This window comes from Niallia sp. Kr1, assembly GCF_050389805.1.
Classification (GTDB): Bacteria; Bacillota; Bacilli; order Bacillales; family Cytobacillaceae; genus Bacillus_BD.
Window position 1 is genome coordinate 3965211 of record NZ_CP130945.1, and the last position, 25569, is coordinate 3990779.

General features: G+C 37.3%; 20 protein-coding genes, 2 pseudogenes, 1 riboswitch and 1 other annotated feature. Of the genes and pseudogenes, 2 read left to right on the top strand and 20 right to left on the bottom strand.

From position 1 onward, the window contains the following. Positions 1 to 47: 47 nt before the first annotated feature. The 19 genes and pseudogenes from Q5760_RS19505 to Q5760_RS19595 form a co-directional block, all read right to left on the bottom strand. Positions 48 to 194, bottom strand: a pseudogene (locus tag Q5760_RS19505) (JAB domain-containing protein); the annotation flags it as partial. A 141-nt stretch (positions 195 to 335) separates the two neighbouring features. After that, a complete protein-coding gene (ltrA, locus tag Q5760_RS19510) occupies positions 336 to 2249 on the bottom strand; it encodes a group II intron reverse transcriptase/maturase (RefSeq protein ID WP_428909272.1) in 1914 nt (637 codons plus the stop codon). Between the two features lie 729 nt (positions 2250 to 2978). Beyond that, positions 2979 to 3518, bottom strand: a pseudogene (gene radC, locus Q5760_RS19515) (RadC family protein); the annotation flags it as partial. A gap of 38 nt (positions 3519 to 3556) precedes the next feature. Further along, positions 3557 to 4123, bottom strand: coding sequence for a Maf family protein (locus tag Q5760_RS19520; protein WP_428909273.1), 567 nt, complete (start codon positions 4121 to 4123; stop codon positions 3557 to 3559). A gap of 202 nt (positions 4124 to 4325) precedes the next feature. Then, positions 4326 to 5405 (bottom strand): hypothetical protein, encoded by a 1080-nt coding sequence (locus tag Q5760_RS19525; protein WP_428909274.1) that lies wholly within the window; start codon positions 5403 to 5405, stop codon positions 4326 to 4328. A 304-nt stretch (positions 5406 to 5709) separates the two neighbouring features. Then, complete coding sequence (locus Q5760_RS19530; RefSeq protein ID WP_428909275.1) at positions 5710 to 6921, bottom strand: type II secretion system F family protein; 1212 nt, start codon at positions 6919 to 6921, stop codon at positions 5710 to 5712. Positions 6922 to 6951: 30 nt separating this feature from the next. Beyond that, positions 6952 to 8010 (bottom strand): type IV pilus twitching motility protein PilT, encoded by a 1059-nt coding sequence (locus tag Q5760_RS19535; RefSeq protein WP_428909276.1) that lies wholly within the window; start codon positions 8008 to 8010, stop codon positions 6952 to 6954. Positions 8011 to 8060: 50 nt separating this feature from the next. Further along, complete coding sequence (locus tag Q5760_RS19540; protein WP_428909277.1) at positions 8061 to 9725, bottom strand: GspE/PulE family protein; 1665 nt, start codon at positions 9723 to 9725, stop codon at positions 8061 to 8063. An 85-nt stretch (positions 9726 to 9810) separates the two neighbouring features. Beyond that, positions 9811 to 11415, bottom strand: a complete 1605-nt coding sequence (locus Q5760_RS19545; RefSeq protein ID WP_428909278.1) for an SPOR domain-containing protein — start codon at positions 11413 to 11415, stop codon at positions 9811 to 9813. Then, entirely contained in the window at positions 11412 to 11972 is a 561-nt protein-coding gene (locus tag Q5760_RS19550; protein ID WP_428909279.1) for a hypothetical protein, read from the bottom strand. Before Q5760_RS19550 ends, Q5760_RS19545 begins: the two co-directional genes overlap by 4 nt. 35 nt (positions 11973 to 12007) lie before the next feature. Continuing rightward, positions 12008 to 13156, bottom strand: a complete 1149-nt coding sequence (gene pilM, locus Q5760_RS19555) for a type IV pilus biogenesis protein PilM (RefSeq protein WP_428909280.1) — start codon at positions 13154 to 13156, stop codon at positions 12008 to 12010. An 84-nt stretch (positions 13157 to 13240) separates the two neighbouring features. Next, entirely contained in the window at positions 13241 to 14239 is a 999-nt protein-coding gene (locus Q5760_RS19560) for a hypothetical protein (RefSeq protein ID WP_428909281.1), read from the bottom strand. A 14-nt stretch (positions 14240 to 14253) separates the two neighbouring features. Beyond that, positions 14254 to 14715: a PilW family protein gene (locus Q5760_RS19565; protein ID WP_428909282.1), complete on the bottom strand. Its 462-nt coding sequence runs from the start codon at positions 14713 to 14715 to the stop codon at positions 14254 to 14256. Next, positions 14708 to 15130: a type IV pilus modification PilV family protein gene (locus tag Q5760_RS19570; protein ID WP_428909283.1), complete on the bottom strand. Its 423-nt coding sequence runs from the start codon at positions 15128 to 15130 to the stop codon at positions 14708 to 14710. The genes Q5760_RS19565 and Q5760_RS19570 overlap by 8 nt, the downstream gene beginning before the upstream one ends. A gap of 11 nt (positions 15131 to 15141) precedes the next feature. Continuing rightward, positions 15142 to 15891, bottom strand: coding sequence for a prepilin peptidase (locus Q5760_RS19575; protein ID WP_428909284.1), 750 nt, complete (start codon positions 15889 to 15891; stop codon positions 15142 to 15144). Between the two features lie 98 nt (positions 15892 to 15989). Continuing rightward, positions 15990 to 16394 carry a prepilin-type N-terminal cleavage/methylation domain-containing protein gene (locus tag Q5760_RS19580; RefSeq protein WP_428909285.1) on the bottom strand — a complete coding sequence of 135 codons (405 nt, stop codon included), beginning with the start codon at positions 16392 to 16394 and terminating at the stop codon, positions 15990 to 15992. Between the two features lie 98 nt (positions 16395 to 16492). After that, positions 16493 to 16576: riboswitch (cyclic di-GMP riboswitch) on the bottom strand. Positions 16577 to 16977: 401 nt separating this feature from the next. Beyond that, positions 16978 to 17637 carry a DsbA family protein gene (locus Q5760_RS19585; RefSeq protein WP_428909286.1) on the bottom strand — a complete coding sequence of 220 codons (660 nt, stop codon included), beginning with the start codon at positions 17635 to 17637 and terminating at the stop codon, positions 16978 to 16980. A 283-nt stretch (positions 17638 to 17920) separates the two neighbouring features. Continuing rightward, on the bottom strand, positions 17921 to 19225 hold the full coding sequence (locus Q5760_RS19590) for a bifunctional folylpolyglutamate synthase/dihydrofolate synthase (RefSeq protein ID WP_428909287.1): 1305 nt from the start codon (positions 19223 to 19225) through the stop codon (positions 17921 to 17923). 55 nt (positions 19226 to 19280) lie between these two features. Next, positions 19281 to 21926, bottom strand: coding sequence for a valine--tRNA ligase (locus Q5760_RS19595; RefSeq protein ID WP_428909288.1), 2646 nt, complete (start codon positions 21924 to 21926; stop codon positions 19281 to 19283). Between the two features lie 49 nt (positions 21927 to 21975). Next, positions 21976 to 22211, bottom strand: a binding site (T-box leader). Between the two features lie 171 nt (positions 22212 to 22382). On the opposite strand from Q5760_RS19595, the gene Q5760_RS19600 reads away from it, so the two are divergent. Further along, positions 22383 to 22580: a hypothetical protein gene (locus Q5760_RS19600; RefSeq protein ID WP_428909289.1), complete on the top strand. Its 198-nt coding sequence runs from the start codon at positions 22383 to 22385 to the stop codon at positions 22578 to 22580. A 334-nt stretch (positions 22581 to 22914) separates the two neighbouring features. Beyond that, positions 22915 to 24174 carry a dicarboxylate/amino acid:cation symporter gene (locus tag Q5760_RS19605; RefSeq protein WP_428909290.1) on the top strand — a complete coding sequence of 420 codons (1260 nt, stop codon included), beginning with the start codon at positions 22915 to 22917 and terminating at the stop codon, positions 24172 to 24174. A gap of 333 nt (positions 24175 to 24507) precedes the next feature. On the opposite strand, the gene ysxE is transcribed toward Q5760_RS19605, so the two are convergent. Beyond that, positions 24508 to 25542, bottom strand: coding sequence for a spore coat protein YsxE (gene ysxE, locus Q5760_RS19610; protein WP_428909291.1), 1035 nt, complete (start codon positions 25540 to 25542; stop codon positions 24508 to 24510). Between the last annotated feature and the right edge of the window lie 27 nt (positions 25543 to 25569).

The following is a 25569-nucleotide window of genomic DNA, read 5'->3' on the forward strand; positions in this document are numbered from 1 at the left end:
AAAATCACAAACTATATTATATCTCAACAAAAGCCAAAATCATAGTATCATAAGTAACCTTTCTCCTTTAAACTGACAAATTTATTTTCGCCGATGATTAAATGATCAAGGAGATCTACTCCAAGTATTTTACCACATTCATTGAGACGCTTGGTAACCTCAATATCTTCGCGGCTTGGTGCGGGATCTCCGGAGGATAGCAATAGGTAAGGCTTTGAAGTAATCTCTACCTTTTCCCCTGCTCCACACCGTGCATGCAACTTTCATTGCACACGGCATTCCATCGTTTGCCTTCTATTTCACTTACCTCAATCTGCTTAATCTAATTTGCATCCCTATATTATTGCTTCATTTCCAATTAACAACCTTAGCTTGTTTACTTTCATAATTTGTTCCTTATTTAACTTTAGTAACTCAAGATATGTTTGGATTGTTTCTGTACTAGTGGCATGAATTAGTCGATGAATATCTCTAGTAATGATGACTAGGTTAGAGTATCTATCATCCTTTGTTTCACTCCATAACCTCTTATGATGGCAATCCATCTCCGTTAGAATTAATTCTTCTCCTGTTACTGCACATTTTCCATTTTGGGCTATAAATAACGATATCCGATTATCATTAAATTCTATCGTTGCTCGTTCACTCATCACAGGATGTTCCCTAATCCATTGAACTTGCCAGTTTCGAACCGACTTTTGTTCTTTATGCATTAGTTTTCGTCCTTCTCTGGTGAATTTATTGACACCGTTTTTCGGCATTAACGCTGTTCTCGTTTTAATAAACCCAATAGGAATTAGAGGGTATCCATTTATATATCTTGTCATCTCAGATTTCAAATAAGGTTTAATGCCTTTGTCATTAATTGGGTAAGTGGTTGTTTTCTTCAACGAAAATTGTTTTAATCGATGACGTTCTACTTGTGTTAGTTGATATTGTATTGGCATTAGACTAGCGTTAACTTGTGTTGCGATTTGATAGTAATTATGAATGCCAATGACTATACTGTTATAAATTCGAACGTTCTTAATTAATTCATTTCCGTCAGGAACTCTTTGCATGAGCTTGATTTGATCTTTGAGTTGTTTCTTAATCCTCTTTCGTGCTTTTTCTGTTATATGTGATTGACAGACATATTTTTTGCGTCTAAAACGGTCATATCCTTTACGTTCCATTCTCAGTTCAAAACCAAGAAACTCACTACTTTTCTTTTTCAGATTTGTAATTTGAGATTTATCCTCAGAAATGGTTAGATTTAACCGTTCTTTTAGCCACATTTTGCTCGCCATGTAAATCCTCTCAGCATTTGACCGAGTTGTAGTAAAAATTTTAAAGTCATCAGCATAGCGAACAATATACATTTCTTTTAACTTCGATGTTTCTCTAAGTTGTCTATAGCGATATTGGTGACTATACAATCCTGTTTTCTTGTTAAAGTAGTCATTAATCGTTCGACACTTTTTACTTTCCCATTGGTTCGCAATCCACCAATCAAATTCATTTAGATTGATGTTCGCTAATAAAGGAGAAAGTATTCCGCCTTGGGGTGTCCCCTTTGTAGGATATAAAATTTCACCATTTGGTAGAACAATAGGGGCTTTTAACATTTTCCGGATAATGACAAGTAATTGTTTGTCACGAATACCCATTGTCCAAATCTGCCGCATTAGTTTAGAATGTTTCACTTCATCAAAGAAATCTTTAATGTCTAAATCCACCACGAATTGCATTTTATTATTGTTTATTCTCCCAGCACTTGCAGATATTGCATTTTCAGCTGATTTTGTCGGTCTAAATCCAAAGCTATATTTATAGAATTTTGCTTCACATATAGGTTCTAGCACTTGTAAGATACATTGTTGTGCAACTCTATCCCACATAGAAGGAATACCTAAAGGTCTAGTTTTTCCATTCGGTTTTGGGATTTCCACACGCCTTACTTTTCGAGGATTATAGTGTGTAAACCTTTTCTTTACAATCTTAACGAACTCATGCGTATCAAGCTTTTCAATATCGTTTATTGTTACTCCATCTACCCCAGCCGTGGCACTTCCATTGTTTCGTTTAATATTTCGATAGGCTAGTAGGATGTTGTTGTCTGAAGTAATGATAGCCATAAGATTATTAAACTTCTGGTTATCTTTACTTTTTGCATAAAGTTCATCGAAGGTTTCTGTCATGCCATAATACTCTGCATGGCGTAACCTTGTATTTTTCATTCTAGGGATTTTCTTAAAGTTTTCGTTCAAGGTCTATCACGCTCCAATCATGGCTCGTGACCTTTTTAGTCATACGAGAACCCTTGAGATGATTGAGTTGAAATAGTTTAGTCGAAACGACTTGAGGCTATTGTTCCATTTCCATTACGGAAACTTCATTACTCCTGCCTCTACTCTCACTACCATAAAAGGAAGTTATAGATTTATTCCTTTCCTTCCTAACATTTCATCAAGTGTGTACTCTCCATGTTGGTAGCTTTCCACGTTCCCTTAACTCTATCAATACTTAACTTAGGTGCTAGCTCTTGCCTGGCATCCTCTCCATCGCCTGTAACGATGCATGGAGCTTTCGAAACCACCATACTTACTCGCCCACGGAACGCACTTAAATTTTCATCAAGTCTACTCATTTCTAAATAGTTCCACTTACAGACATTTCGTTCGCTAGTTCGTCAGTGTTTTACCACATTCTCACCATATTAAGTTTTTAATGACTCCCGACCTATCTATCGCACTAACTACCTCTAGTTAGCTTTCGGTTACCAATAATTGGCACTACGGCAACATTCAGCCGACTTCACCGAGCTTCACACCTTATTCTTGTACACATTTAAATAAAGCATGTCGGAGTATTAGAGTAGGCATTTCAAGGCGTTACCCTATCATTCTACCTATCAAGTTAAGAGTTCACGACTCTCTTACAGTCTTTTGACTTTCAGACAGCGTGCATAACCTTTTCAGTTATGAACGTGTCGCACGATGGTTGTGAATGCAGATAATCGATGCGGCTGAGCGGCGTAAAGCTTCTTTGTATACTTCGCGCGGATGCACGATCGAGGCATTCAGGCTTCCGATAAAAACAGTTTTCTTGTTTATAACTTGATTTTTTGTATTTAAGTAAAGGGTGACGAAGTGTTCTTGTGTGAGGAATCGCATGTCATTCATGACATATTTGGCTCCATCTTCTGGGGAGCGGATGACATATCGGTCATCGTAGTTTAAATTGGAGACCCTTCTGCCTAGTTCGATGGCGGCAAGAACTTGGATAGCTTTCGCTGAACCAATTCCTTTAATGGCCGTTATTTCATCTAGCGTGGCATCTTTTAATAAGCGTAAGCCTTCAAATTGAGTCAGTAGACGATTGGCTAATTGAAGGACAGATTCTTCTTTTGTACCCGTTCGAAGTAAAAGGGCCAGTAATTCATGGTTGGATAAACTCTCTGGCCCTGAATGGACGAATCGTTCTCTTGGACGTTCATCCTTTGGAAAATCACGGATCATGAATGAATCGGTTGTCATTATTTTTTCCTCCCTTTTAGAGTGGGAGTATGAAGAAATTACAGCTCAAATCCTGCTTTTTTCAGCTCTCTTATCGTCCGAGAAACCGGGAGCCCTACAACAGCAAAGTAATCTCCGGCCATTTTTTTCACAAGGAGACTACCGAACCCTTGTATGCCGTATGCACCCGCTTTATCAAACGGTTCTCCGGTATCAAGATATTGATTAATTTCTTCAATGGATAACTCCCAAAACTCTACATCTGATTTTTCATAAAATTTGATTTTGTCATTTGGTGTAACAATGGATACCCCGGTAAATACAGAATGCGTTTTTCCAGACAAACTATTTAACATGGAAAATGCATCTTCACGGTTTTGCGGTTTACCTAAAATAACTCCATCATTTACAACAATGGTGTCAGAACCAATCACAAAAGAGGATGGATACTTAAGTGCGACTGCCTGCGCCTTTCGATAAGCCAATTCCATCACGATTTCATCTGGGCTCCAGTTTGGGTCATAATTCTCATCCACATCACTGCTTACTGTTTGAAACGTTAATTGGAGATTTTCTAGAAGTTCTTTTCGTCGTGGAGATGATGAGGCTAAAATGAGGTCTTGCATATGGCCACCTTCCTTTATTTTCTAGTTAGGGAGATACATGTACATACTATCATTTCTAATTACGACAAACAATATGAGGAAATTTAAAAAAGAGGTAAACAATGAGTCAATGTTTACCCCTTTTTGTAAATTCATTTCCCAGAAAATACTGGTATCGAGTGCATACGACTTTATCAGTCAGGATACGGCAATGGAAGCTATTTTATAAACTTTGATAATGTGCTAAAAAAGTCAATAGATGCTGTTGAACCATATTTAGGGTACTAGATTTAGGATTCTGATCATACACCTTTAATTGAGCTGAGGCCGCCTCTAATTGGGAGTAAATTCCAATCATATGTTGATTTTGTAGCTTTTCCTTATCAATTTTCGCTAAATTAGCGGCTTGTTTATTTACATTATCCATTACATCTTGAGGAATCTTATTCGTCCCATTTACAGAGGAAATGCTCGTCATTAAACTTTGATAAAGCTGTGGAGTTAATTCGAGCGTCTTTACTTCTTCTTCAAGTAACTTTGAAATTTGTTTTTCACTAATACTCCATTGTTTTGAATAGGTATCCACTCCACTCGATCCTAGTTTACTCCCTATTAACTTAGCATCTTCAACAGTACCAGAAAGTCCTACATATAAGGCAAATTGTTGATCGGAGGCAAAAACCTCTGCTGGGATGCCTTTATTGTTCAAATCTTTTTTTATTTGTCCTGCCGATTCCTTGGTAGAATAAATGCCTTCTTGAACAACAGCTGCGGAGATAGTCTGTTTTGTCGCTGTCAATGTTCCACTTCCTCCTTGATTTTCACCGGCTGGAGGAGCCTCTACTTCATTATTGACAACAGGCTGGTCTTGATCAACTACCTTCTCAGCTGGAACAATTTTTAGAAGCATTAATCCAAAGAAAGTGCCCAAGAGTACTGCGAAAAAGATCGAAAAAAACATAGAAAGGTTTATCTTTTTAAATGGTAGTTTCATAGTTTTAAAACTAGACTTTTTAGTAGGTAGATTTTTTTTCTTTTTGCTCGATGTTGATTGGGGTTTAATTTCTTCGATCACAGGAGGAGTTGTATTTTTGGGCAAAATCCACTCAAAGCTATCATTTTCATCGTTTTGATCCACTGCCGCAGCCGTTTCCTGCTGTACTGGTTCAGTTGATGTTGATTGCTTTTCATTTGCCTCAACCTTTTGTATTTCTTCATTTTCTTTTTTAGTTTTATCGATAAACGGACTTTCCTTTCCGTTAATTTTGATGGTAATTGTTTTCCGTTCATTAGGCTTGTCCATGTTAGGTGCATCCTCCCTACAAAACTCATTGGTAACATCCTATCATAACGGCAAAAAAAAATAACAAGACTTTTGTCGTCTTGTTAGAGAATGCTTTCGACATTTCTCGCTTCGCGTGGGGGTGTCGATACTCCAAGGGTGAGCATTTTAGTTTGTCTTGTATTTATGCCAAGTTTGGTTTACGTTTCTGCTGTTAACCCCGATTGTATTAAAACTCTTTTTAGGTTTTATAATTATGTAAAACCTAAAAGAGTATGAATTAATATGATGTTGGGCACGGTTTGGTAATTTCTTCAAAAATAGGTTATATGCCTTCGTAGATTGAGAACATTGGCATCATGGCTGCTAGTACGATTAGACCGACAATCCCACCTAAAATCGCGATCATGAGTGGCTCTAGTACGGTGCTTAATCTTGAAGCCATTTGTTCTACTTCTTCCTCATAGAAATCAGCAATTTTTTCAAGCATCGTATCCAATTGCCCTGTTTCTTCTCCGATTGCCACCATATGACTGACCAAGTTTGGAAAAACCCAACTTTGCGCTAGGGGCATGGACAAACTAGCTCCCATTCGTAATGATTCCCGAGATTCATCTAATACTTTTTCAAACACTTTGTTTCCTGAAACTTCGCCACTCATTCTCAGGATTTGTAAAACCGGAACAGAGCTGGCGAATAAAGAAGCCATCGTTCGCGAAATTCTCGCAATGATTTGCTTTTGCGCTAATACTCCAAACACAGGAATTTTCAATTTCACTAAATCCAGCATATATTGTCCTTTTGGATTCCGTTTGACGGCAATATAAGCAATAATCAGTAGTACAACAAATAACACGCAAATATACCAATAATCAATCATAAAATTAGAAATGGCTAGAACGATTTTAGTAGGTAATGGAATCTCTCCACCTACTGATAACAAGTTATCGAGTAAACTCGGTAGCACTTGTGTTAATAAAATCACAACGACCACAACAGCAACAACGGAAACAACGATTGGATACATCATTGCAGACTTTACTTTTCCATGAATTTTATGTTCCTTTTCATAGAAAAGCGCTAATTGATCCATGACTTTTTCTAAGTCCCCACTTGTTTCCCCAGCTAGAATCATATTGATAAAAACTTTATCGAAGATTTTTGGGAATTTTTTACAGGCTTCTGAAAAAGCGATACCCGAACGGATATCTTGGTAAATGGCATTCAACGCTTTTTGTAAAGGTTTTGAAGAAACTTGGTCAGAAAGTAATCGAATCGAATCGGCAATAGGCGTACCTGCATTTAATAGAGTTGCTAGTTGGCGACAAAACATCACAAAGTCCTGGCTTTTTACAGGCTTGCCAATGGTTATATCTAAGTCTTTTGTTAGGAAGGTTTCTTTTCTTTCTTTGATTTCTGAAATATATAAGCCTTTCCTTTTTAACTCTTCCATCGCCTCTGCCTTTGAAACGACATCTAATTTCCCTTTTACTTCCTTCCCTGTTCGTGAATCAATTCCTTTATATTGAAATATCATTCAACGTGAACCTCCTTTCTCAGAACCTGCTTATTTATTTCGATCCCAGTTTGGAACAAACTCATCTGCAGTTGCACGTGTAATAATTCCTTTTTGAACTAATTGAGTAACAGCCATATTCATCGTCTGCATCCCGTAAGATTTACCCGTTTCCAATACGGTTTGAATTTGATGAATTTTATTTGAACGAATCAGGTTAGCAACAGCGTAATTAGACACTAATACTTCAAGAGCCGCTACCCTTCCTGATCCATCTGCTGTTGGCAATAGTCTTTGTGAAATAACCCCGACCAATGTACTCGCCAATTGCGTACGAATTTGCTGTTGATGCTCAGCAGAGAAAACATCAATGATCCGATCAACGGTTTGTGCAGCTCCAGTTGTATGGAGGGTTGCTAACACTAAATGACCCGTTTCAGCCGCAGTAATCGCTGTTTGAATCGTATCTAGATCCCGCATTTCTCCTACTAAAATGACATCCGGGTCTTGACGAAGAGCTGCTCGTAATCCAATCGAAAACGATTGACTATCTTGACCTATTTCCCGCTGATTGACAATGCTATTTTTATGGCGATGAAGATACTCAATCGGATCTTCTAACGTTAAAATATGCTTACTTTGTGTTTCATTAATATGATCAATGATTGCCGCCAATGTCGTAGATTTCCCGCTCCCAGTTGGACCTGTGACTAGTATAATCCCTTGTGGGTATTTGGCAAACTCCTTTGTAATTGGAGGGAGGTTCAATGACTCAATCGTCGGAATTTCACTGTTAATCACACGGCAAACAATCCCAATCGAACCTCTTTGTCTGTACATATTGACACGAAAACGGCAGATTCCTTGGAAAGAATAGGAAAAGTCTAGTTCTCCATCATTTAGGAAGCGTTCAAACTGAACCTCTGTCGTAATTTCCTTCGCCATTCGCAGTGTATCTTCTGGTGTTAGCTTTTCTACACCGATTCTCTTTAATTTCCCATTGATTCGTACAATGGGGGTAATTCCAGTTGTAATGTGTAAATCAGATGCTTCGTTTTTAAAAGCAAAATGTAAGAGTTTCTCCATGGCCAACGCATTTGTTGTGTTCATTGCTCTTATTCCCTTCATTCATTATCTCGTCTTTGCTTGGAGTAGGGGCTTTATACAATGACTCGATACACTTCCTCTAATGTTGTAAGTCCCTTTGATACTTTATGGAGTCCATCATAAAACATTCCTTTAAACCCAAGCTCTTCAACATATTGACGATACATGGAATCAGGGTGTTTTTTCGTGACCATTTCTCTTAAATGATTATCTAACAATACCATTTCATGAATCGCCATTCTGCCTTTATAGCCCGTACTATTGCAGTTTGAACATCCCGCTCCTTTTACAATTCCACTCGTTGGAAGTCCTTTTGATTCAAAAAGCTCTTTCTCCTCATCTGTTAAACTATAAGTGGTCGCACAATAAGGACACACTTTTCTTACAAGCCTTTGCGCCAGTACTCCAACTAAGGAAGAGGCAACAAGGAAAGGTTCTACTCCCATATCAATTAAACGACTAATCGCACTGACAGCATCATTCGTATGCAGCGTACTTAATACTAAATGTCCTGTCATCGCTGAGCGTAAAGCGATTTCTGCTGTTTCCGAGTCACGAATTTCCCCAACCATGATAATATCGGGATCTTGTCGTAAAATTGACCGCAAACCAGCAGCAAAGGTCATTCCGATATTGGACCTTACTTGGACTTGGTTAATCCCTTTAATTTGATACTCGACCGGATCTTCTACTGTAATAATATTGACACTATCATTGTTTAACTCTTGTAGTGCGGTATACAAAGTGGTCGATTTCCCTGATCCCGTTGGACCTGTGACGAGAATTAGCCCATATGCATGCTTAATGGCTTTACGGAAGTTTTGTTCATTATCCTCTGAAAACCCTAATTGATTGATCCCTAATGTAACACTTTGATTATCTAGTAAACGCATCACGACTTTTTCGCCATAGACCGTTGGCAATATCGAAACACGGATATCAATCGTTTTTAACTCAAACTCCATTTTAAAACGACCATCTTGTGGTAAACGTTTTTCCGCAATATTTAACCGTGACATGATTTTAATTCTTGAAACCAGGACATTGTTCATTTTAATTGGCAAGGATCGCTCTGTTCGAAGAATCCCGTCAACTCTAAGTCTAATAAGCATTTCCGTTTCTTGAGGATCAAAGTGAATATCACTGGCCCCCAGTTGATTCGCTTGACTGATTAATTGATTGACCATTTTCGCAACAGCAGAATCATCATTTTGCTGCGCTTCAAGTAGTGCCATCTCATCTTCATACATTGGAATTTCTTGGAGCATTTGATCGATCGATTTTTGCATCCCATAATAACGGTTAATCGCTAGACGCAATTCATCCTTTTTAGCAATAGCCGGATCGATCTCAAATCCTGTGCTTAGACGTAAATCATCAAGCGCAAAGTAATCAAGGGGATCAGACATCGCCACCATTAAGCGGTTATTCGATTTTTTCAAAGGAAGTATTTGATATTTTCGAGCGAGTTCCTCGGTAATGATGTTGACTAATTTCCGATCAATTTTTTGTTTATACAAGTCAACATGCGGGATGCCTAACTGAAACTCTAGTACTTCTATGATTTGCTGCTCACTTACTAAATTCATGGCGATTAACTGATCGCCCAGTCTTAGTCCTGTATGTTTTTGCTCTTGTAAAGCTTCCATTAGCTGTTCTTCAGTAATTATGGAGGCTCCTACTAACAAATCCCCTAATCGTTTTCGCTTTTGAATCATCTAGTATCCCTTCTTTTCATAAAGTGAAACTTCCATCAGTGGGGTTTACCCGCATTATGCCGTAATAAGATACCCTAGTATTCTACTAATTTATGTCAGCTGGAACATATCGATTTAGAATGAGCATAAAATCAAGTAGTAATCCTTCTGCTTCCCATAAGGATTCACGATTTCCGTCCTTTTGATTGTTCTGTAATACTTGGTCCAATTGAGTTGAAATCGATAGCGTTTCTTGGAGCTCTCTCTTTCGATCTTCACTAACACCCTTGTTCATTAATTCTTGAATCTTACTATCATATACCTTTATTTTGGTACGGATGGCATCTAACTGTTCATCTTTGATGATATCGCCATTCGTGATATTGTTTGTCAATATTTCAGTCGTTGTTCCTACTAATTCATCTGCCGCAACTAAGAGGACATCTTTTTCAACAGTTGTTAAACGATACGGCAATGTTTTCACATAGGAATCAAAGCCTTTGCTCTTTAATAGATCAACAATTTTTTGTGCCGAATCGTCACTGCTGTCTGTTGCCGTGTATACATAGAAAAGATCATTACCAATAATTCTCGGATAAACTCCGCTGTCTACCAATTCTTGTACAGCACTATTTAGATTGGCATTTTCATTATAGGCTCCTGTTTGAACGACAAGAAATACTGGCTCACCTTCCCGTTTTATTGGTGGGGCGCTGTATAATTTAGTATCAGGATTTATGCTGGACTTATTTTGTTTTTTCCCACCACTTGGATTCGTTTCACTCGGTGTTCTTGTTGGCGGTAGTTCTTCTACTCTTGGAATAGTGTTTCCACTAGGATTGCTATATCCATCGCTATTATTGTTACTTACGCTTCCAGTAAGGGGAGTTTCACTATTATTTACTGTACCCGTTTCAACTTCAGTTGTTTCTGGTTCAATGTATCGCTTAATTTTAGAAGGGTCGAAGTTGTAATCTAACTTGAATTCGTTTTTTCCATTGATTAGTTCTTCGAAATCGTTGCTGTAAAAAGCACGAATCGTTAAAACTCCTTCTAATCGGTCGTTCTCTTCATTTATCGTGTAATCATAACTTTGAACATGAATAATTCGTTTGAATTTTTCTATGGTCTCTAAAAATTGATGTACATCTTCTTCTTCCCCATTAACGTCAATGGCTAATTCAATGTAAGAAACAGTTAGTTTATTAACATGGGCTAGTTTTTCTTTTTCTTCTAATGATTTAAGAGTTTCTTCAGGTAAAATATGCGACCAGATAGTTGTTCCAGGCTGCTGTGTGGTTTCCGTGTTCTCTTGTGTTTCACTGTTGGCCTCAGAATCTTCATTCTCTTGAAGTGCTTTTGGTCCTAATTCATTGGGATGGTCACTAATGGTAATATTATCAATGACAGCACCCGTCTCGATTTCTGCTTTTTCTAGCTCTTTAACAACCTCTTCAACATTAGGTAGAGTAGGAACTTTTCCTAGTAAGTCTTCTTTTTCTTGTTCTGTAAACGTTTGTGGCGCTAACTCATCTAAGTGGTTTTGATAAAATGCCACGTCAGATTGTATTCGATTTAATTCCTGTTTTTTCGCTTCTTCCTCTGCAGCCAAAGGACGAATGAGGAAAAAGAAAAATAAAGACAATAAAATAAATAGAATAAGGACAACGATTAAAACGGAATTTTTATGTTCCTCTAACCACTTTGTCATTGTTCAACACCCACTAACGTTTTCACTTTTAATTCAAAAGTGGCATCATAGGTTAGACTTTCTTCATCGATTGTAATACTAGTGAGTTGTGCTTCATTTACAAAAGGTGCATGTAACAATGCATTAAGATACACGGCCGAGTCCCCTTTTGAAAAAAAGTTTACCGTCATGCTTATTTCTCCATTGTTTGTATAGGTATAGTTTGTAAGCTTAGCCTTTTCTGGTAAGAAACTTTTCACTCTTTCAAGGATGTTACTGGTATCCACATAAATGGTACTTAACGTTTCGTTCATGGCTTTATATTGATCAACGAAATTAAACTCTGTTACACCCGTTGTTTTCTGTTGATATTCTTTTAATAACGTATCTCTTGTTAAAGTTTGTGTTTCTATATTAGCTGATAATGTTCCAATGGAATCTTTCTTATCAAAATAAGTGTACGTTAAGATAGAGGCAGTAGCGACGACAGCCACAATCCCTAAAATGGGGATTAGAAACACTGAACTTTTTTCTTTTGTACTATAGGTTTGAGGTAATAAATTAATTCGAAATTCCATGCTTGTCCTCCATTCACCAATGCACAATGATCTCCTTATTTTTTCTGAATATCATTGGCCCTCATTGCGAGACCTATAGCCACACTACATGAATCTAATAGATCTTCATTTGTAAAGTCATGATTGAGGATGGAACGATAATCAATGCGAACAATTTCTTCCGTTCCCAGTCTCTCTTTTAAGGGTTGAAATATCCCATCGGTCTTTTCTCCAGTCACAATGATTCTTTTAAACTCACTATCCCGTTCATTTAAAGAATAACGGAAAAAGTTCTGGGCTTTCTCAATTTCAAGCGCGATTTCATTGACGTAAGATTCTTGATTTAGATCCATGACTTCTTCAATGGTTGCGGCAATTTGACTTTGTGTTTCTCTAAAGACAGGGATATCCTCTTCAAATAACAAAACATCGTCGTCTGGACTTGGTCTAGTCGGAGAGACATTTGATACCATGTCATTTGTATGAATGGACATCATTCTTGAGAAAACAATCATCCCATCTTTAAATATATGAATATCTAACGAATTCTTCGATACATCGATTATCATCTCGGTTTGGGTTAACCAACGTGGTTGGGCATACGAAAGTAATCGTTGCAACGCCAATCCACGAATTTCAGCTGTTAATGGTTTAAGTCCGGCTTCATGACAAACATCTGCTAAATCCTGCGATAAAGCTTGTGATGTAGCAAAAAGCAAGATTTCACTTTTAGGACCTTCCATTGTTTGTTGAATCCCTTGCGCAAGATCATCTAAAGAGAGTTCTTCCATCCCATCTTCTCGATCACCATCGATAGGTTCTGGAACAATTGATCCAATTTTAACAAAATCATAAATTGGATTTTCAAATGGCAGGTGAATACTTTCTCCGATCTCAAACTGCAATAACTTAGCTAGTTCAGTTTCCCCAATGTCTGGCAACGAGGTAATTTTCCTAATGAGTATATTTTGCGTTGGAATGGCGAGATGAGCTTCTTTAGAGATGGAACCGTCCTTTAATACACCTTCCAAAAATTCCGATAAGTCTTCAGGCTGGTTTACTCGTCCTCCAGCCAAAATAGGGGATTTGAAATCTATTTTTGTAACACCTTGTACAACTGGGATGCCTCTTTCGAGTTTGATTGTTGCACAGGTGATGTAATTTTCGTGGAAATCTATTCCTGAGAATTTTTTGTTGCGAAACATGTTGTCACCACACCTTAAATAATCTAACTAAAAGTTGAATATTGATAAATCCTGCTTTAGAAGAAATGCACTTAGGGTTTATAACTATTGTGTTTTATATTTCAATATATTAAAGGATCTATCAATTTCATTATCAGAATCTGAGCTTAGGCAAACGTTATTAATCTGCTCTTTGATTTGAACATTAGCAGATTCCTTAACTGCTTCCCCTAACATTTCACATGTAAAACTGGGAGCTTCATTGCGATTGATTTCCCATTTATCAATGTTTCCATTATGATCTTTACCCTTAAATTCTCCTTCTGGACAAGAACCCGTAATTGCATTACTTTGACATATACCTTCTGAGATAATTGTTCCTCCATTAAAATTCAAAGTTATATCACTGTTTCCGGTTTTATTTATTTGCTTTGCGAGCAATAGACCCGAGATAGTTAGAGTATCGTTTTTAATTTCCACTTCACTATTTGTATTTAAATTGGTATACATAATAGTATTTGCTGGTACTTCTGTTAGTGTTTCCCCCTTATATTCACTAATAGTAAAGCCCATATCATTTAATTCTTCTTTATTACCTATGACATAATCATAAAGTAATTGAAAAACATTTAATTCCTCAACACTTTCATACGGTAAGTATGTTTTATCATTTCCTATACCTGTAATAATTGGTGTATTCATTGTAAAATTAACCTGTTCAGTAGGTTCAATAACAACACTTCTTTTAATTAAACTAGATTCTTTGTATCCTGCAGTTAATGTATATGGATTATTTCCACTTATTTCTACTAACATTTCTCTACCATTTATCGTATAAGGAATACTATTTTCACTTTCTAAAATCACATCTGGATTATTAAAAGTAGCTAATTCATTTAAAAATATCTCAAGAGCTCCTTCTGCAAGATAAAACTCTTGTTGTTTTTTTTCATTTATTACAACTGACTTTGTACCATAAGTTGTACTCATGAGAAGTCCTGTCCCTACAATACTGATAAATACAACAGTAAATAATATATATAGAAGGGCCGCGCCACTTTGATTTCGCAGTTTAGATAATATTATTAAGCTTGCTTTCCGCATCTTATCACCTTTCTCTATATACCCCTAATTCTTGTTTTTGAGATTTCAGTAGATACTTCATAATCTATATTATCCAGTACAAATTTCAAATATAAAAGATTACTAGTATCATCCCAAGTAAACTCAACTATATGCTGTGATATTATTTGCGAACTATATTCTGGATCTAAGTAAACCTTATTAGCGCTAGAATCATACTGTAGTAAACTTGTTATCGTACTATCTTCATTTTCAACTTTTAAAAAAATGTCTCCTCCTACTGTAGGTTCTTTTTCAAAAAATGCACCGTCTCGCACATGTTTAGTTATATATTCGATAACAAACCTTGCCTCTCTTTGTAATTCATTTTCTATTCTGACGTCCTTCTCGGTCTTTATAGATAAATTAAATAAACTCATTGGCACAAATATTGCAAAAGACATAATTGTAATGACAACTAATAACTCTACTAGAGTAATTCCCTTTTGGTTATTCATTATTTGTATTCACCACCACCGTTACCAATTCAGTTGATAGGTTATTTGATAACGACTTTGCTGTTACTATTACCTCATAGGCTTCAATTACATCATTTGAAATTACATTAAATGTTATAGGAAATGAACTAACCTCAACAATTGCATCGTATTGAATGCTAGAGTTTTCACTAGATTCACATCCGCTATTGTTTAAACACCAATATTTTGTCGGTGTCGTTCCAATTACAAATCCTTCACTTCTTATTCCCTCAATAACTTCTTGAGCAAAGTACATTAATTGGGTTTCCTCACCTTGTTTTATTGTTCGAGTATAGGAACCACTTAGGATTGTAAGCAAAGGAATGATGATAATTCCTGAAATAACAACAGCTACTAAAAGCTCTATTAAAGTGATACCTCTCTCATTTTTCATAGATTTCACCTCTACCAAAAGCTTATATACCAATCCAATATTTCATTACCATAGACATAAGCCACTAAAGTTCCAATAAAGATAGAGGGACCAAAAGCAATGGGCTGACCCTTTTTGACTCTTCCTGTCATCATCAGGAAAATCCCTGCGATTGCCCCAACAAAGGACGCAAGGACGAGACTCATCACAGTAAGGAGAGGTCCTAAAGCCACACCAATGGCAGCGTATAATTTAATATCTCCCCCGCCCATGCCTCCTTTACTGACAATTGCAAGGAATAGTAATAATAAAAATCCTGCCGCACCACCGATCAAGTAGTACAAAAATGGTTCTGTACCAATAAATAAACGAGAAATGATTAATAACCCTACCATAGGTAACGTAACAATATCTAAGATTAGTTGTTCTCGAATATCAGTTAAAACCGAGATTACTAATAATATCGTTAATAGAAGTGCTGGGATTAGTTCGAGATTTACTCCCACATTTTTATATACAAACAAAATAGATACTGCTGTTAATAACTCACCCAATGCGTATAGGAGAGAGACAGGACTTTTACAGTAACGACATTTACCTTTTAAAAATATATAGCTGAAAACAGGGATTAAATCAAATGCATGTAATTGGTGTTTACAGTAAATACAATGCGAAGGAGGGAATACAATGGATTCTTTATTTAATAAGCGAATCGCAACGACATTAAAAAAACTTCCTAATATTAATCCAAATATGATTATAAAAATATCAATTATTAACAAAAGAATTCTTCCCTTCTGTGTGTTAAAAACCATGTAATAAAAAAGCTGTCGCCGTCATGTACGACGCGACAGCTTTTTTATTATCATTCATTTATGAATTAATTTAATTCACAATAATTAACCCCTAGTAAATCTGTTGTACTATCTGCAGTTACACTTCCATTTGATTCTGTATTTGTAACATTAATGGTGCTACCTTCTGGACAACTTGGGATATCTTGCAAAAGTTTTTCATCCATTAAGTCTTTCAAAGTTACTGCATCGCCTGCAGTATAGGTTTCTTCAACAGCAATATAGCGTTGAACAGCATCCTTGACAATTGAATTAGTTTGCTCAACTGCACTTTCCCTAGCTTTTGAAGACTGATTAGCGATTGCAGGAATTGCAATTGCAGCAATAATCCCCAAAATAACAATTACTACAAGCAACTCAATAAGTGTTAAACCTTTTTGATTCTTAGCAAACTTCATTTTTGAGTTCAAAAGTTTTTTGATTAATTTCATTTGAACTTCTCCTCCCCTTGTTTTACTAGATTTCTTTTTTTGAGTATTCACTCTCTTAAACTAAAAAAATAACCTTCACACATGTATATGAGTATACGATCTGCAAAGGCCGGTTGCACCAATTGCTCCAAATGACTCAGGTGCCCAGTTACAAGTCATTTTTCATAACATCCAATATTAAATATTAGTTTAGAATAATTCTACACTGCTATCGACAAGATTAGCAAGTGTTATCCGTTACTTTTTACCTATATTTTACATTTTTAACAAAAGATACTCATCCGTATCTGTTATTATTGTACCATGTGTATTCTCAGGAAGAAAGCATATTCTTTCATTGAACAGTTGCTAATAATTGGGGATTAAGAACCGGTTTTTATTGAAAAAATAAGCATTTTTCTAAGTACTGCACTTATCATATATTGTGACTTAAACTCGAATTAGGCAAATTTTTGTCACATTTATATTTTACTACAGAGGCGTTTTGTACAAAAAAATAGCCTATCCATGACTAAATGCCTGAATAGACTATTACTTTATTTTTAAATGATAATATTGTAATATTTTAAATTTCTTAGAACTTCTATTCACTGACTGGAACTTTTATAACATCATTCTCTTTAATTTCTCCATTGAGAATTTGCTCGATCTCATCTACATTAAATGCATTGTATACTTTAATGCCGTTGATATACAAAGTTGGAACGGATTGAACATCAAGATTTTTTGTGTAATTTCGAGTAAGAGAAATAGGATCGGGATTATTTTCCTCAAGTTCTTCTATGCTAATATCGACTCCATAGTCCTTCAATGTCGTTTGAACATATTCTTCCGTTCCCCAACCCTCGTTATTCGCTTCCTTTGTCATACGAAGCTGGATATCATAAAGCTTTTCCGGTTGATTTTTTTCCATATAGTAATCGACATGAGATAATAGTAATGATCTCTGAGCTAGTAGGACAAGGGGTTGACCTACATAGTTAGCTTTACCGGTATCGATATATTTCTCCTGCACGACTGGTAATACTTCTTCCATCCATTTATGACACCATGGACATGAATAGTCAAAAGCTAAAACAAATGAATTCTCTGCGTTCTCTTCCCCTAATTTGACTTTATCTTTTACATCAAGATCATACTTCTTATAAACATAATCCTCATATTTCGTATCATTATTTTGTTGAACTGCTTCTTCTTTAGATTCATCTTGCTGACATCCTGCTATCAATATTGCAAAGACCATTATAACTACTATAAACACTAGCCTTTTCACATGCATTTTTATTCCCCCAAATTACATATCGTGTTACTCCTATCTTATTATAACCTTTTTGCTACCTAAATCATTTTTGTTAATAATTAGTATTTTACTAATGAAAAATTCACACAATGTTCATTGATATTTTGGTAAAAATTAATTTAAGAAAAGACCGAAGAATAAAAATAAGATAAAATTGCACGGTCATAAGGTCATAACTGAGCAATTTTATCTTTTAGTCTAAATCAGGGGTTATATAGAAAAGTTATTAAGATAAAACATCCATTATAAATGGTTTCACAACTGATATAAAATAAAGAGACCCTGTCACGACCAGTATTTCATCCGAATTCAATGACCGAAACTCTTCCTCAATCGCTTGCTTCCAATCCTTGTTATAATGTTTATTCTTGCTATTACTAATCTCATATAAGTCTTCTACATTCGATGCCCGTGGATGATCAAACGAAACAAATGTAATTTGATCTGCAGCCTTATCCAAGTTGGCAATCATTTTATCTAACTTTTTATCTGAGAGTGCCGAGAAGATTATCTCTTTTTTCTTAGAAGTAAATCGATTATTCAAGACTTCTACTAACGCATTAACCCCTTCTTCATTATGAGCACCATCAATGACAACCAACGGTTCACGGGAAAGGATTTCAAATCGTCCAGGCCAGAAAGCATTCTTTAGTCCTTCACGGATATGTTTTTCTTCAATTTTAAAAGAATGGTCTTTTTCTAAAATAAGAGATGCTTTTACGGCTAGAGCTGCGTTTTCAGTTTGATGTCTTCCAAACATTGATAGTTCTAAATGAGATAATATCGTTTCGTCGTCCTTCCAAGTAAAAGATTCACCCCTTGGAATCGATTCGTGATCGACAACACTAAAATCTCGGTTTAATAGAAACGAAGGTACATTTAATTCATCAGCTTTGTTTAGTATGACTTCTTGTGCTTCTGGTTGACTAACGCCTGTAATCAAACTGGTTCCCGCCTTAATGATACCCGCCTTTTCAAATGCAATTTCTTGATGGGTATTTCCTAAAAACTTCACATGATCCAAACCAATATTCGTAATGATTTCTAGTAAGGGTTGAATAACATTCGTTGAGTCAAAGCGTCCACCTAGTCCGACCTCGAAAATTGCTAGATCAACCGGATGCATTTCGGCAAAATAATAGATCGCCATGATCGTGATAATCTCGAATTCAGATGGACCACCGAGTTCCGTTTCTTCTAACTCTACAGAAAGGGGATAAATGATATTTCCTAGCTTTACGATATTCTCATCCGTAATAGGCTGCCCATTTATACTGATGCGTTCGTTAAATTGCTCAATATACGGGGATGTAAAAGTTCCCGTTTTATAGCCGGCATTTTCTAGAATGGATCGTAAATAAGTCACGGTTGAGCCTTTGCCATTGGTTCCACCGATATGCACAGTGGTGATTTTCTTTTCTGGATGATCCAGTTTTTCTAGCATCCATTCCATCCGCTCTAAACCTGGCTTAACCCCGACGATTAATCTCGATTCGATCCACTGTATGACTTCTTCGTATGTATGAAACATAGTTGCGTCTCCTTACATAAAAAGTAGGGGCAAAGCCCCCACTTTTGAAATTGAATTACATGCCTTTTAGTTCTTTTAAACGTTCTTCTACAATTGCACGCTTTTCCGTGTAATCTTTTTCTTTTGCTCTTTCTTCGTTAATAACTTTTTCTGGAGCTTTTTTAACAAAGCCTTCGTTGCTTAGTTTCTTTTGAACACGTTCTACCTCTTTATTCAGCTTGTCTAATTCTTTTTCAAGACGGGCGATTTCTTCGTCTAAGTTGATTAAACCTTCAAGAGGTAGAATGATTTCCGCTCCTGTTACGATTGATGTCATCGCTTTGTCTGGTGTTGCTACGTCTGTACCAAGCACTAATTCTTCAGGATTACAGAAACGCTCTAGATACGCTTTATTTTTCTCTAAAGTTGCTAGAACTTCCGCATCTTTTGCTTTCACGATCATTTTAATTTTCTTGCTTAATGGTGTATTCACTTCTGCACGGCTATTTCGTACAGAGCGAATGATTTCCACCAACAATTTCATTTCTTCTGCTGCTTTTACATCGGTTAATGAAGGATCTGCTACAGGCCATTTCGCTACTGTAATAGACTCTCCACTATGTGGTAAGTTTTGCCAAATTTCTTCCGTAATAAACGGCATGAACGGATGCATTAGACGCATGATGTTGTCTAATACATAAGCTAAGATTGAGCGAGTTGTTTTCTTCGCTGCTTCATCTTCCCCATATAACGGTAGTTTTGACATTTCGATGTACCAGTCACAGAAGTCATCCCAGATGAAGTTGTAAAGAACACGACCGACTTCACCGAATTCATAACGATCCGAAAGTCTTGTTACATGTTCGATTGTTTCATTTAAGCGAGTTAAAATCCACTTGTCCGCTACTGATTTTTCACCAGTCAGATCAATCTCCCTATATTTCAAGCCTTCCATATTCATTAACGCGAAACGAGAAGCGTTCCAAATCTTATTGGCAAAGTTCCAAGTCGATTCGATTTTTTCCATGCTAAAACGTAAGTCTTGACCTGGTGATGAACCAGTTGCTAGGAAGTAACGAAGGGAATCGGCACCGTATTTGTCAATCACATCCATTGGGTCAATTCCGTTTCCTAGTGATTTACTCATTTTACGACCTTCTGCATCACGAATTAAACCATGGATCAGAACGTCTTTGAATGGACGTTTGCCAGTAAATTCGATTCCTTGGAAAATCATACGAGATACCCAGAAGAAAATGATGTCATAGCCTGTTACAAGCGCATCAGTTGGGTAATAACGTTTGAAATCAGCACTATCTTCATCAGGCCAGCCTAGTGTTGAGAATGGCCATAGAGCTGAACTGAACCATGTATCCAGTACATCATTATCTTGAGTCCAGTTTTCACTGTCTGCAGGTGCTTCTGTTCCAACGTAAACCTCGCCAGTTTCTTTATGATACCAAGCCGGAATACGGTGTCCCCACCAAAGCTGACGAGAAATACACCAGTCACGGATGTTTTCCATCCAATGTAGGTACGTCTTTTCGAAACGATCAGGAACAAAGTTTACTTTGCCGTCTTGTTTTTGAAGCTCAATCGATGCGTCTGCAAGTGGCTGCATTTTTACAAACCATTGAGTGGATAGATATGGTTCAACAACCGCTCCACTTCTTTCAGAGTGACCAACTGAGTGCATATGATCTTCAATTTTGAAAAGTACACCTTGTTCTTGAAGATCCTTCACGATTTGCTTACGGCATTCGAAGCGGTCCATTCCTTGGTATTTACCCGCTTTTGCGTTCATCGTTCCATCTTCGTTCATCACTAAGACACGCTCTAAGTTATGACGGTTTCCTATTTCAAAGTCATTCGGGTCATGAGCAGGCGTAATCTTCACCGCACCAGATCCAAATTCCATGTCTACATAATCATCCCCAACAATTGGAATTTCACGGCCAACGATTGGTAAAATAACCGTTTTTCCAATTAAATGCTTGTAGCGCTCATCTTCAGGGTGAACGGCAACCGCTGTATCACCAAGCATCGTTTCTGGACGAGTAGTCGCAATTTCAATCGAGCCAGAGCCATCTGCTAAAGGATATTTCATATGGTAGAATGCACCTTGAACATCTTTATAGATCACTTCAATATCTGAGATTGCTGTTTTGGTTGCAGGGTCCCAGTTAATAATATATTCCCCGCGGTAGATCAAGCCTTTTTCATAAAGCTTAACAAACACTGCGTTTACCGCTTTTGAAAGACCTTCGTCCATCGTAAAGCGTTCACGTCTGTAATCAAGACCAAGACCAAGCTTTGCCCATTGTTGACGGATAAATCCAGCATACTCTTCTTTCCACGCCCAAGTTTGTTCTAGGAACTTTTCTCGTCCAAGATCATAACGGCTTTTGCCCTCTTCACGAAGCTTGGCTTCTACTTTTGCTTGTGTCGCTATTCCCGCATGGTCCATTCCTGGTAACCAAAGTACATCATAGCCTTGCATCCGCTTCATTCTTGTTAAAATATCTTGAAGCGTTGTATCCCAAGCATGTCCTAAATGAAGTTTTCCCGTTACGTTCGGAGGTGGGATCACGATTGTGTATGGCTGTTTACTTTCATCTTCTGTTGTTTCAAAAAACTTTCCATCTAACCACCATTTGTAACGGCCTTGTTCAATCGACTGTGGATCATATTTGGTTGGCATTGTTAATTCATTTTGTTCCATGAATACTGTCCTCCTCTTATTTCAAGCAAAATAAAAAACCCCATCGTCATAAAAGGACGAATGGAGCTCTAGTTCGCGGTACCACCTTTTTTCCAGCATAAAAAAGCCATGCTGGCACTTCATTGTGGTAACGGTGTTCATCCGTTTTTTACTACTGAAATAGTCATTCGTTCGCAAAAAAAGCTCAAGGGCGACTTCCAATGGTTCTACTTAGAAACCTTCCAGCAAATGGTTTCCTCTCTTTGAAGCAAAAGTCATTGTACTCTTCCCTATCCATGCCTAATTATGTAATTGATTCTACTACCTATACTACCTAAAAATTCGATTGTTCGTCAATATGGCAATCTGATTTTTGTCGAATATCCTCATTTTAAAAGAATTGTACATTCTTATGATAGTCACTTATTCCCCCATTTAAACATAAAATAGCCTATAATAGCCGAAAGGAAGTGGACCATGAAACGCTACAATCGTTATAATCCCTATACACTGCCGCCATGGTTAAAAAAGACAAGGAGCATATGTCAGCAATTTATCATTCCTTTTAGCGTCTTTCAAGGAATTCGAACGTTTTTATTACCTACCACCTTTGATGTCTTTTTATTAGCTATTTTTGTATTAATTGCCCTTGCCTTGCGTTTAGATATAATTTAATGATTAAAGCCGTCATTCATAAGGCGGCTTTTTTACATATATCAAATTCGCCCGTCGAATTTGCGTCCGGATTTTTCTCGAGCCCGCTCGAGAAATTTCCTTTAAAAAATCCGAGACATCCGCCGGAGGCTTTAACTTCATTCAGCTTAGGGTTAACCCCAACTGGACTGATAAAAGCTTGCATTCATCTCACAACTAATTGAAGTGGGAGACTTCTGCTGAAGGAAGTTAAATGGAAAAATCAGTAATTCTTCAAAAAATCGTACTCGACTTCCCTAAAAATGTAATATACTTAAAATGCTATAATCATAATCTTAATATGGAGGTTTTTGTTTTGTACAAGACCTGGAAAAATTATCGTTTCCCTATTCTCCTCCTGTCTTCCGTCATTTTAGGAAGTATCATTGGTATCCTGATGGGAGAAAAAGCAGAATTACTGAAACCGCTAGGAGATATTTTCTTAAATTTAATGTTTACGCTAGTTGTTCCCTTAGTGTTTTTCTCCGTCACCTCAGCAATTGCCAATATGGATAGTGCGGGACGATTCAAAAAAGTCATGGGTTCTACTTTTATTGTCTTTATCGGAACGGGGTTAGTCGCCGCTCTTGTAATGGTTGCGGCGGTTAAGTTATTTCCAGCTGCTACTGATATGAATATCGCTTTGACGAAACCTGAAGATGTAGAAAAGATTTCGATTGCCGACCAAATTGTTGGGATTTTTACAACCGATAACTTTATCAATCTTTTTACACGTGAGCATATGTTAGCGCTGATTTTCTTTTCACTGCTGCTCGGGTTATCGATTTCGCTCGTAGGTGAAAAGGCGAAAACATTAGCTCGTTTCATGGATGCAGGTTCGGTCGTACTTACGAAAATGGTGAATTTAATTATGTATTATGCACCAATCGGATTGGGCGCCTATTTCGCTCATTTAGTTGGTTCATTTGGAGCTAGTATGCTGAGAACCTATCTTCATACAACTCTTCTCTATTTAGGTGTTACGATTGTGTTTTTCTTCGTGTTTTATACAGCCTATGCCTTTATCGCTGGTGGGAAGAAAGCGGTAGGTCGTTTTTGGGGAAATATGCTTTCTCCTTCTGTAACCGCTTTAGCAACATGTAGTTCAATGGCGGCAATTCCAGTCAATATCGAAGCAACTGAAAAAATGCGAATTCCAAAGGATATTCGTGAAACGGTCATCCCGTTAGGAGCGTCGATGCACAAAGATGGATCGGTTATGGGGGTTATTTTAAAAATTACAGTCTTGTTTAGTGTATTTGATATGGAGTTTTCTGGCTTCACTACAATTGGACTTGCTATGTTAATTGCTGTACTTGGAGGAACAGTGATGGGGGCTATTCCAAACGGAGGCATGATTGCAGAAATGCTCATTATTAGCTTATACGGATTTCCGATCGAATCTTTACCGATTATTGCCGCGATCAGTACCATCATTGACGCACCAGCCACGATGTTAAACGCTACCGGCGACAATGCAGCGGCCATGCTCGTATCCAGAAATGTGGAAGGAAAAGACTGGATGGAAAAGAACGAATTGAACATCGAGTCACCAACCGCTATTGAAGTTCATTAACAAGAAAAGCACAAGCGCCTTGTCCCCCCCCGATAAAAAAAACTCTCCGACTGGCTAGCCTTTAGGCGAAGACAGAGGAGTAGTTGTACTTATGCCGGTACGACCAAGCACAAGACAAGCCGGCATGAAGATTGTTCTTTATCTTCTTGACGGATTGGCAGAAAAGTATAGGCGACTGCCCAGGGACGAAGGGCATATGACGAGTATTTCTAAAGGCGTTCTTTGCCTTCAGAATTACTTGACTTATGACCCTAGGCCCTAGGAGCCGACACTAGACAAGCTTGTGACCTCGAGGGGGTAGGCGCTGGAGCTGGACATAAAAAAAAAGAAGCCCTATTCTGCGTTCTGGGCTTCTTCTTGCTGCTGTTGCAGCTTTTTTTGTCTTTCCGTTTCATCAATACGAGAAACGACGTATTCAATATTTTTTAAAAGCCAATATTCTCTTTGGAGCTTTTTAACCGCCTTGCGCTCATTGCGATTTTTCCCTTCAAGATAAAGCTTCTCAGCGGTCTTAATCATTAATGAGGGCTGTGCTAAATAACTAAGAAATAGCTGCATTTCCTCTTCTTTAAAAGGGAAAAACTTAAAATACGTATAGAGCCATTCCACTAAATCCTCGAACTGCTTCGGATAACCTCGTAACGATTGAACCGTGAATGGCAATAAATCATGGATCGGCGAACCAATGGTTGATTTTTCAAAGTTGCTAAAATAACCATAACCCTTATCATCAAAGAGAAAATGATCCTTTGATAATTTTCCATGAATGATGACAATCCGTGCCTTGTCGTTCTCTTCTGTACTTTCGTGCCACTCTGTTAGTTTTCTTCTCGAGAAAGCCAAGGCATGCTTAATGGTATGGTAATACGAACAAAATGCTAATTCGAATGGTGACAAATACACCTTTTTGTCACATTCCTCAATTAATTCATTGATAAATTCTTCTTCTCGGTCCAATTCTTCAATGGATTTTTCATAGTGAGCCTTGCGATCTTCTTTATTCACCTTTACTTCACGTGCTGACAGCGTATGAAGACGTGCTAGTTCGCGAAAGATTTTGGCATAATCTCCTTTTTCCTGATTCGGAAGCCATGGCATTAAATAATAAAGATCCTGTTCATGAAGAACCCCATATCGACCATCTAACGTTGGATAAATCGGAACAATGCGATTGTATCCATGTTGATAAAGATTTTGGACATATCGTATAAAATCGAGCCCTTGATGGGGATGGATTTTTTTTAACGCATAAATCCCTTGATTAGTATACACTTTATCCACTTTTCCCTGTTGTTCTACAAAGGTTGGCTGTAGTCCGTAATTTTTCAAAATGGCAGCCACTGTTTGTTCTCTATTAGCGTTTCTCATGTTATCCCTCAATCCTCATCGGGGGTT

Bases quoted from the DNA above. Each gene is read 5' to 3' on its own strand.
- Q5760_RS19520 (WP_428909273.1), bottom strand. From the start codon at position 4,123: ATGCAAGACCTCATTTTAGCCTCATCATCTCCACGACGAAAAGAACTT.
- Q5760_RS19525 (WP_428909274.1), bottom strand. From the start codon at position 5,405: ATGGACAAGCCTAATGAACGGAAAACAATTACCATCAAAATTAACGGA.
- Q5760_RS19530 (WP_428909275.1), bottom strand. From the start codon at position 6,921: ATGATATTTCAATATAAAGGAATTGATTCACGAACAGGGAAGGAAGTA.
- Q5760_RS19535 (WP_428909276.1), bottom strand. From the start codon at position 8,010: ATGAACACAACAAATGCGTTGGCCATGGAGAAACTCTTACATTTTGCT.
- Q5760_RS19540 (WP_428909277.1), bottom strand. From the start codon at position 9,725: ATGATTCAAAAGCGAAAACGATTAGGGGATTTGTTAGTAGGAGCCTCC.
- Q5760_RS19545 (WP_428909278.1), bottom strand. From the start codon at position 11,415: ATGACAAAGTGGTTAGAGGAACATAAAAATTCCGTTTTAATCGTTGTC.
- Q5760_RS19550 (WP_428909279.1), bottom strand. From the start codon at position 11,972: ATGGAATTTCGAATTAATTTATTACCTCAAACCTATAGTACAAAAGAA.
- pilM (WP_428909280.1), bottom strand. From the start codon at position 13,156: ATGTTTCGCAACAAAAAATTCTCAGGAATAGATTTCCACGAAAATTAC.
- Q5760_RS19560 (WP_428909281.1), bottom strand. From the start codon at position 14,239: ATGCGGAAAGCAAGCTTAATAATATTATCTAAACTGCGAAATCAAAGT.
- Q5760_RS19565 (WP_428909282.1), bottom strand. From the start codon at position 14,715: ATGAATAACCAAAAGGGAATTACTCTAGTAGAGTTATTAGTTGTCATT.
- Q5760_RS19570 (WP_428909283.1), bottom strand. From the start codon at position 15,130: ATGAAAAATGAGAGAGGTATCACTTTAATAGAGCTTTTAGTAGCTGTT.
- Q5760_RS19580 (WP_428909285.1), bottom strand. From the start codon at position 16,394: ATGAAATTAATCAAAAAACTTTTGAACTCAAAAATGAAGTTTGCTAAG.
- Q5760_RS19585 (WP_428909286.1), bottom strand. From the start codon at position 17,637: ATGGTCTTTGCAATATTGATAGCAGGATGTCAGCAAGATGAATCTAAA.
- Q5760_RS19590 (WP_428909287.1), bottom strand. From the start codon at position 19,225: ATGTTTCATACATACGAAGAAGTCATACAGTGGATCGAATCGAGATTA.
- Q5760_RS19595 (WP_428909288.1), bottom strand. From the start codon at position 21,926: ATGGAACAAAATGAATTAACAATGCCAACCAAATATGATCCACAGTCG.
- Q5760_RS19600 (WP_428909289.1), top strand. From the start codon at position 22,383: ATGAAACGCTACAATCGTTATAATCCCTATACACTGCCGCCATGGTTA.
- ysxE (WP_428909291.1), bottom strand. From the start codon at position 25,542: ATGAGAAACGCTAATAGAGAACAAACAGTGGCTGCCATTTTGAAAAAT.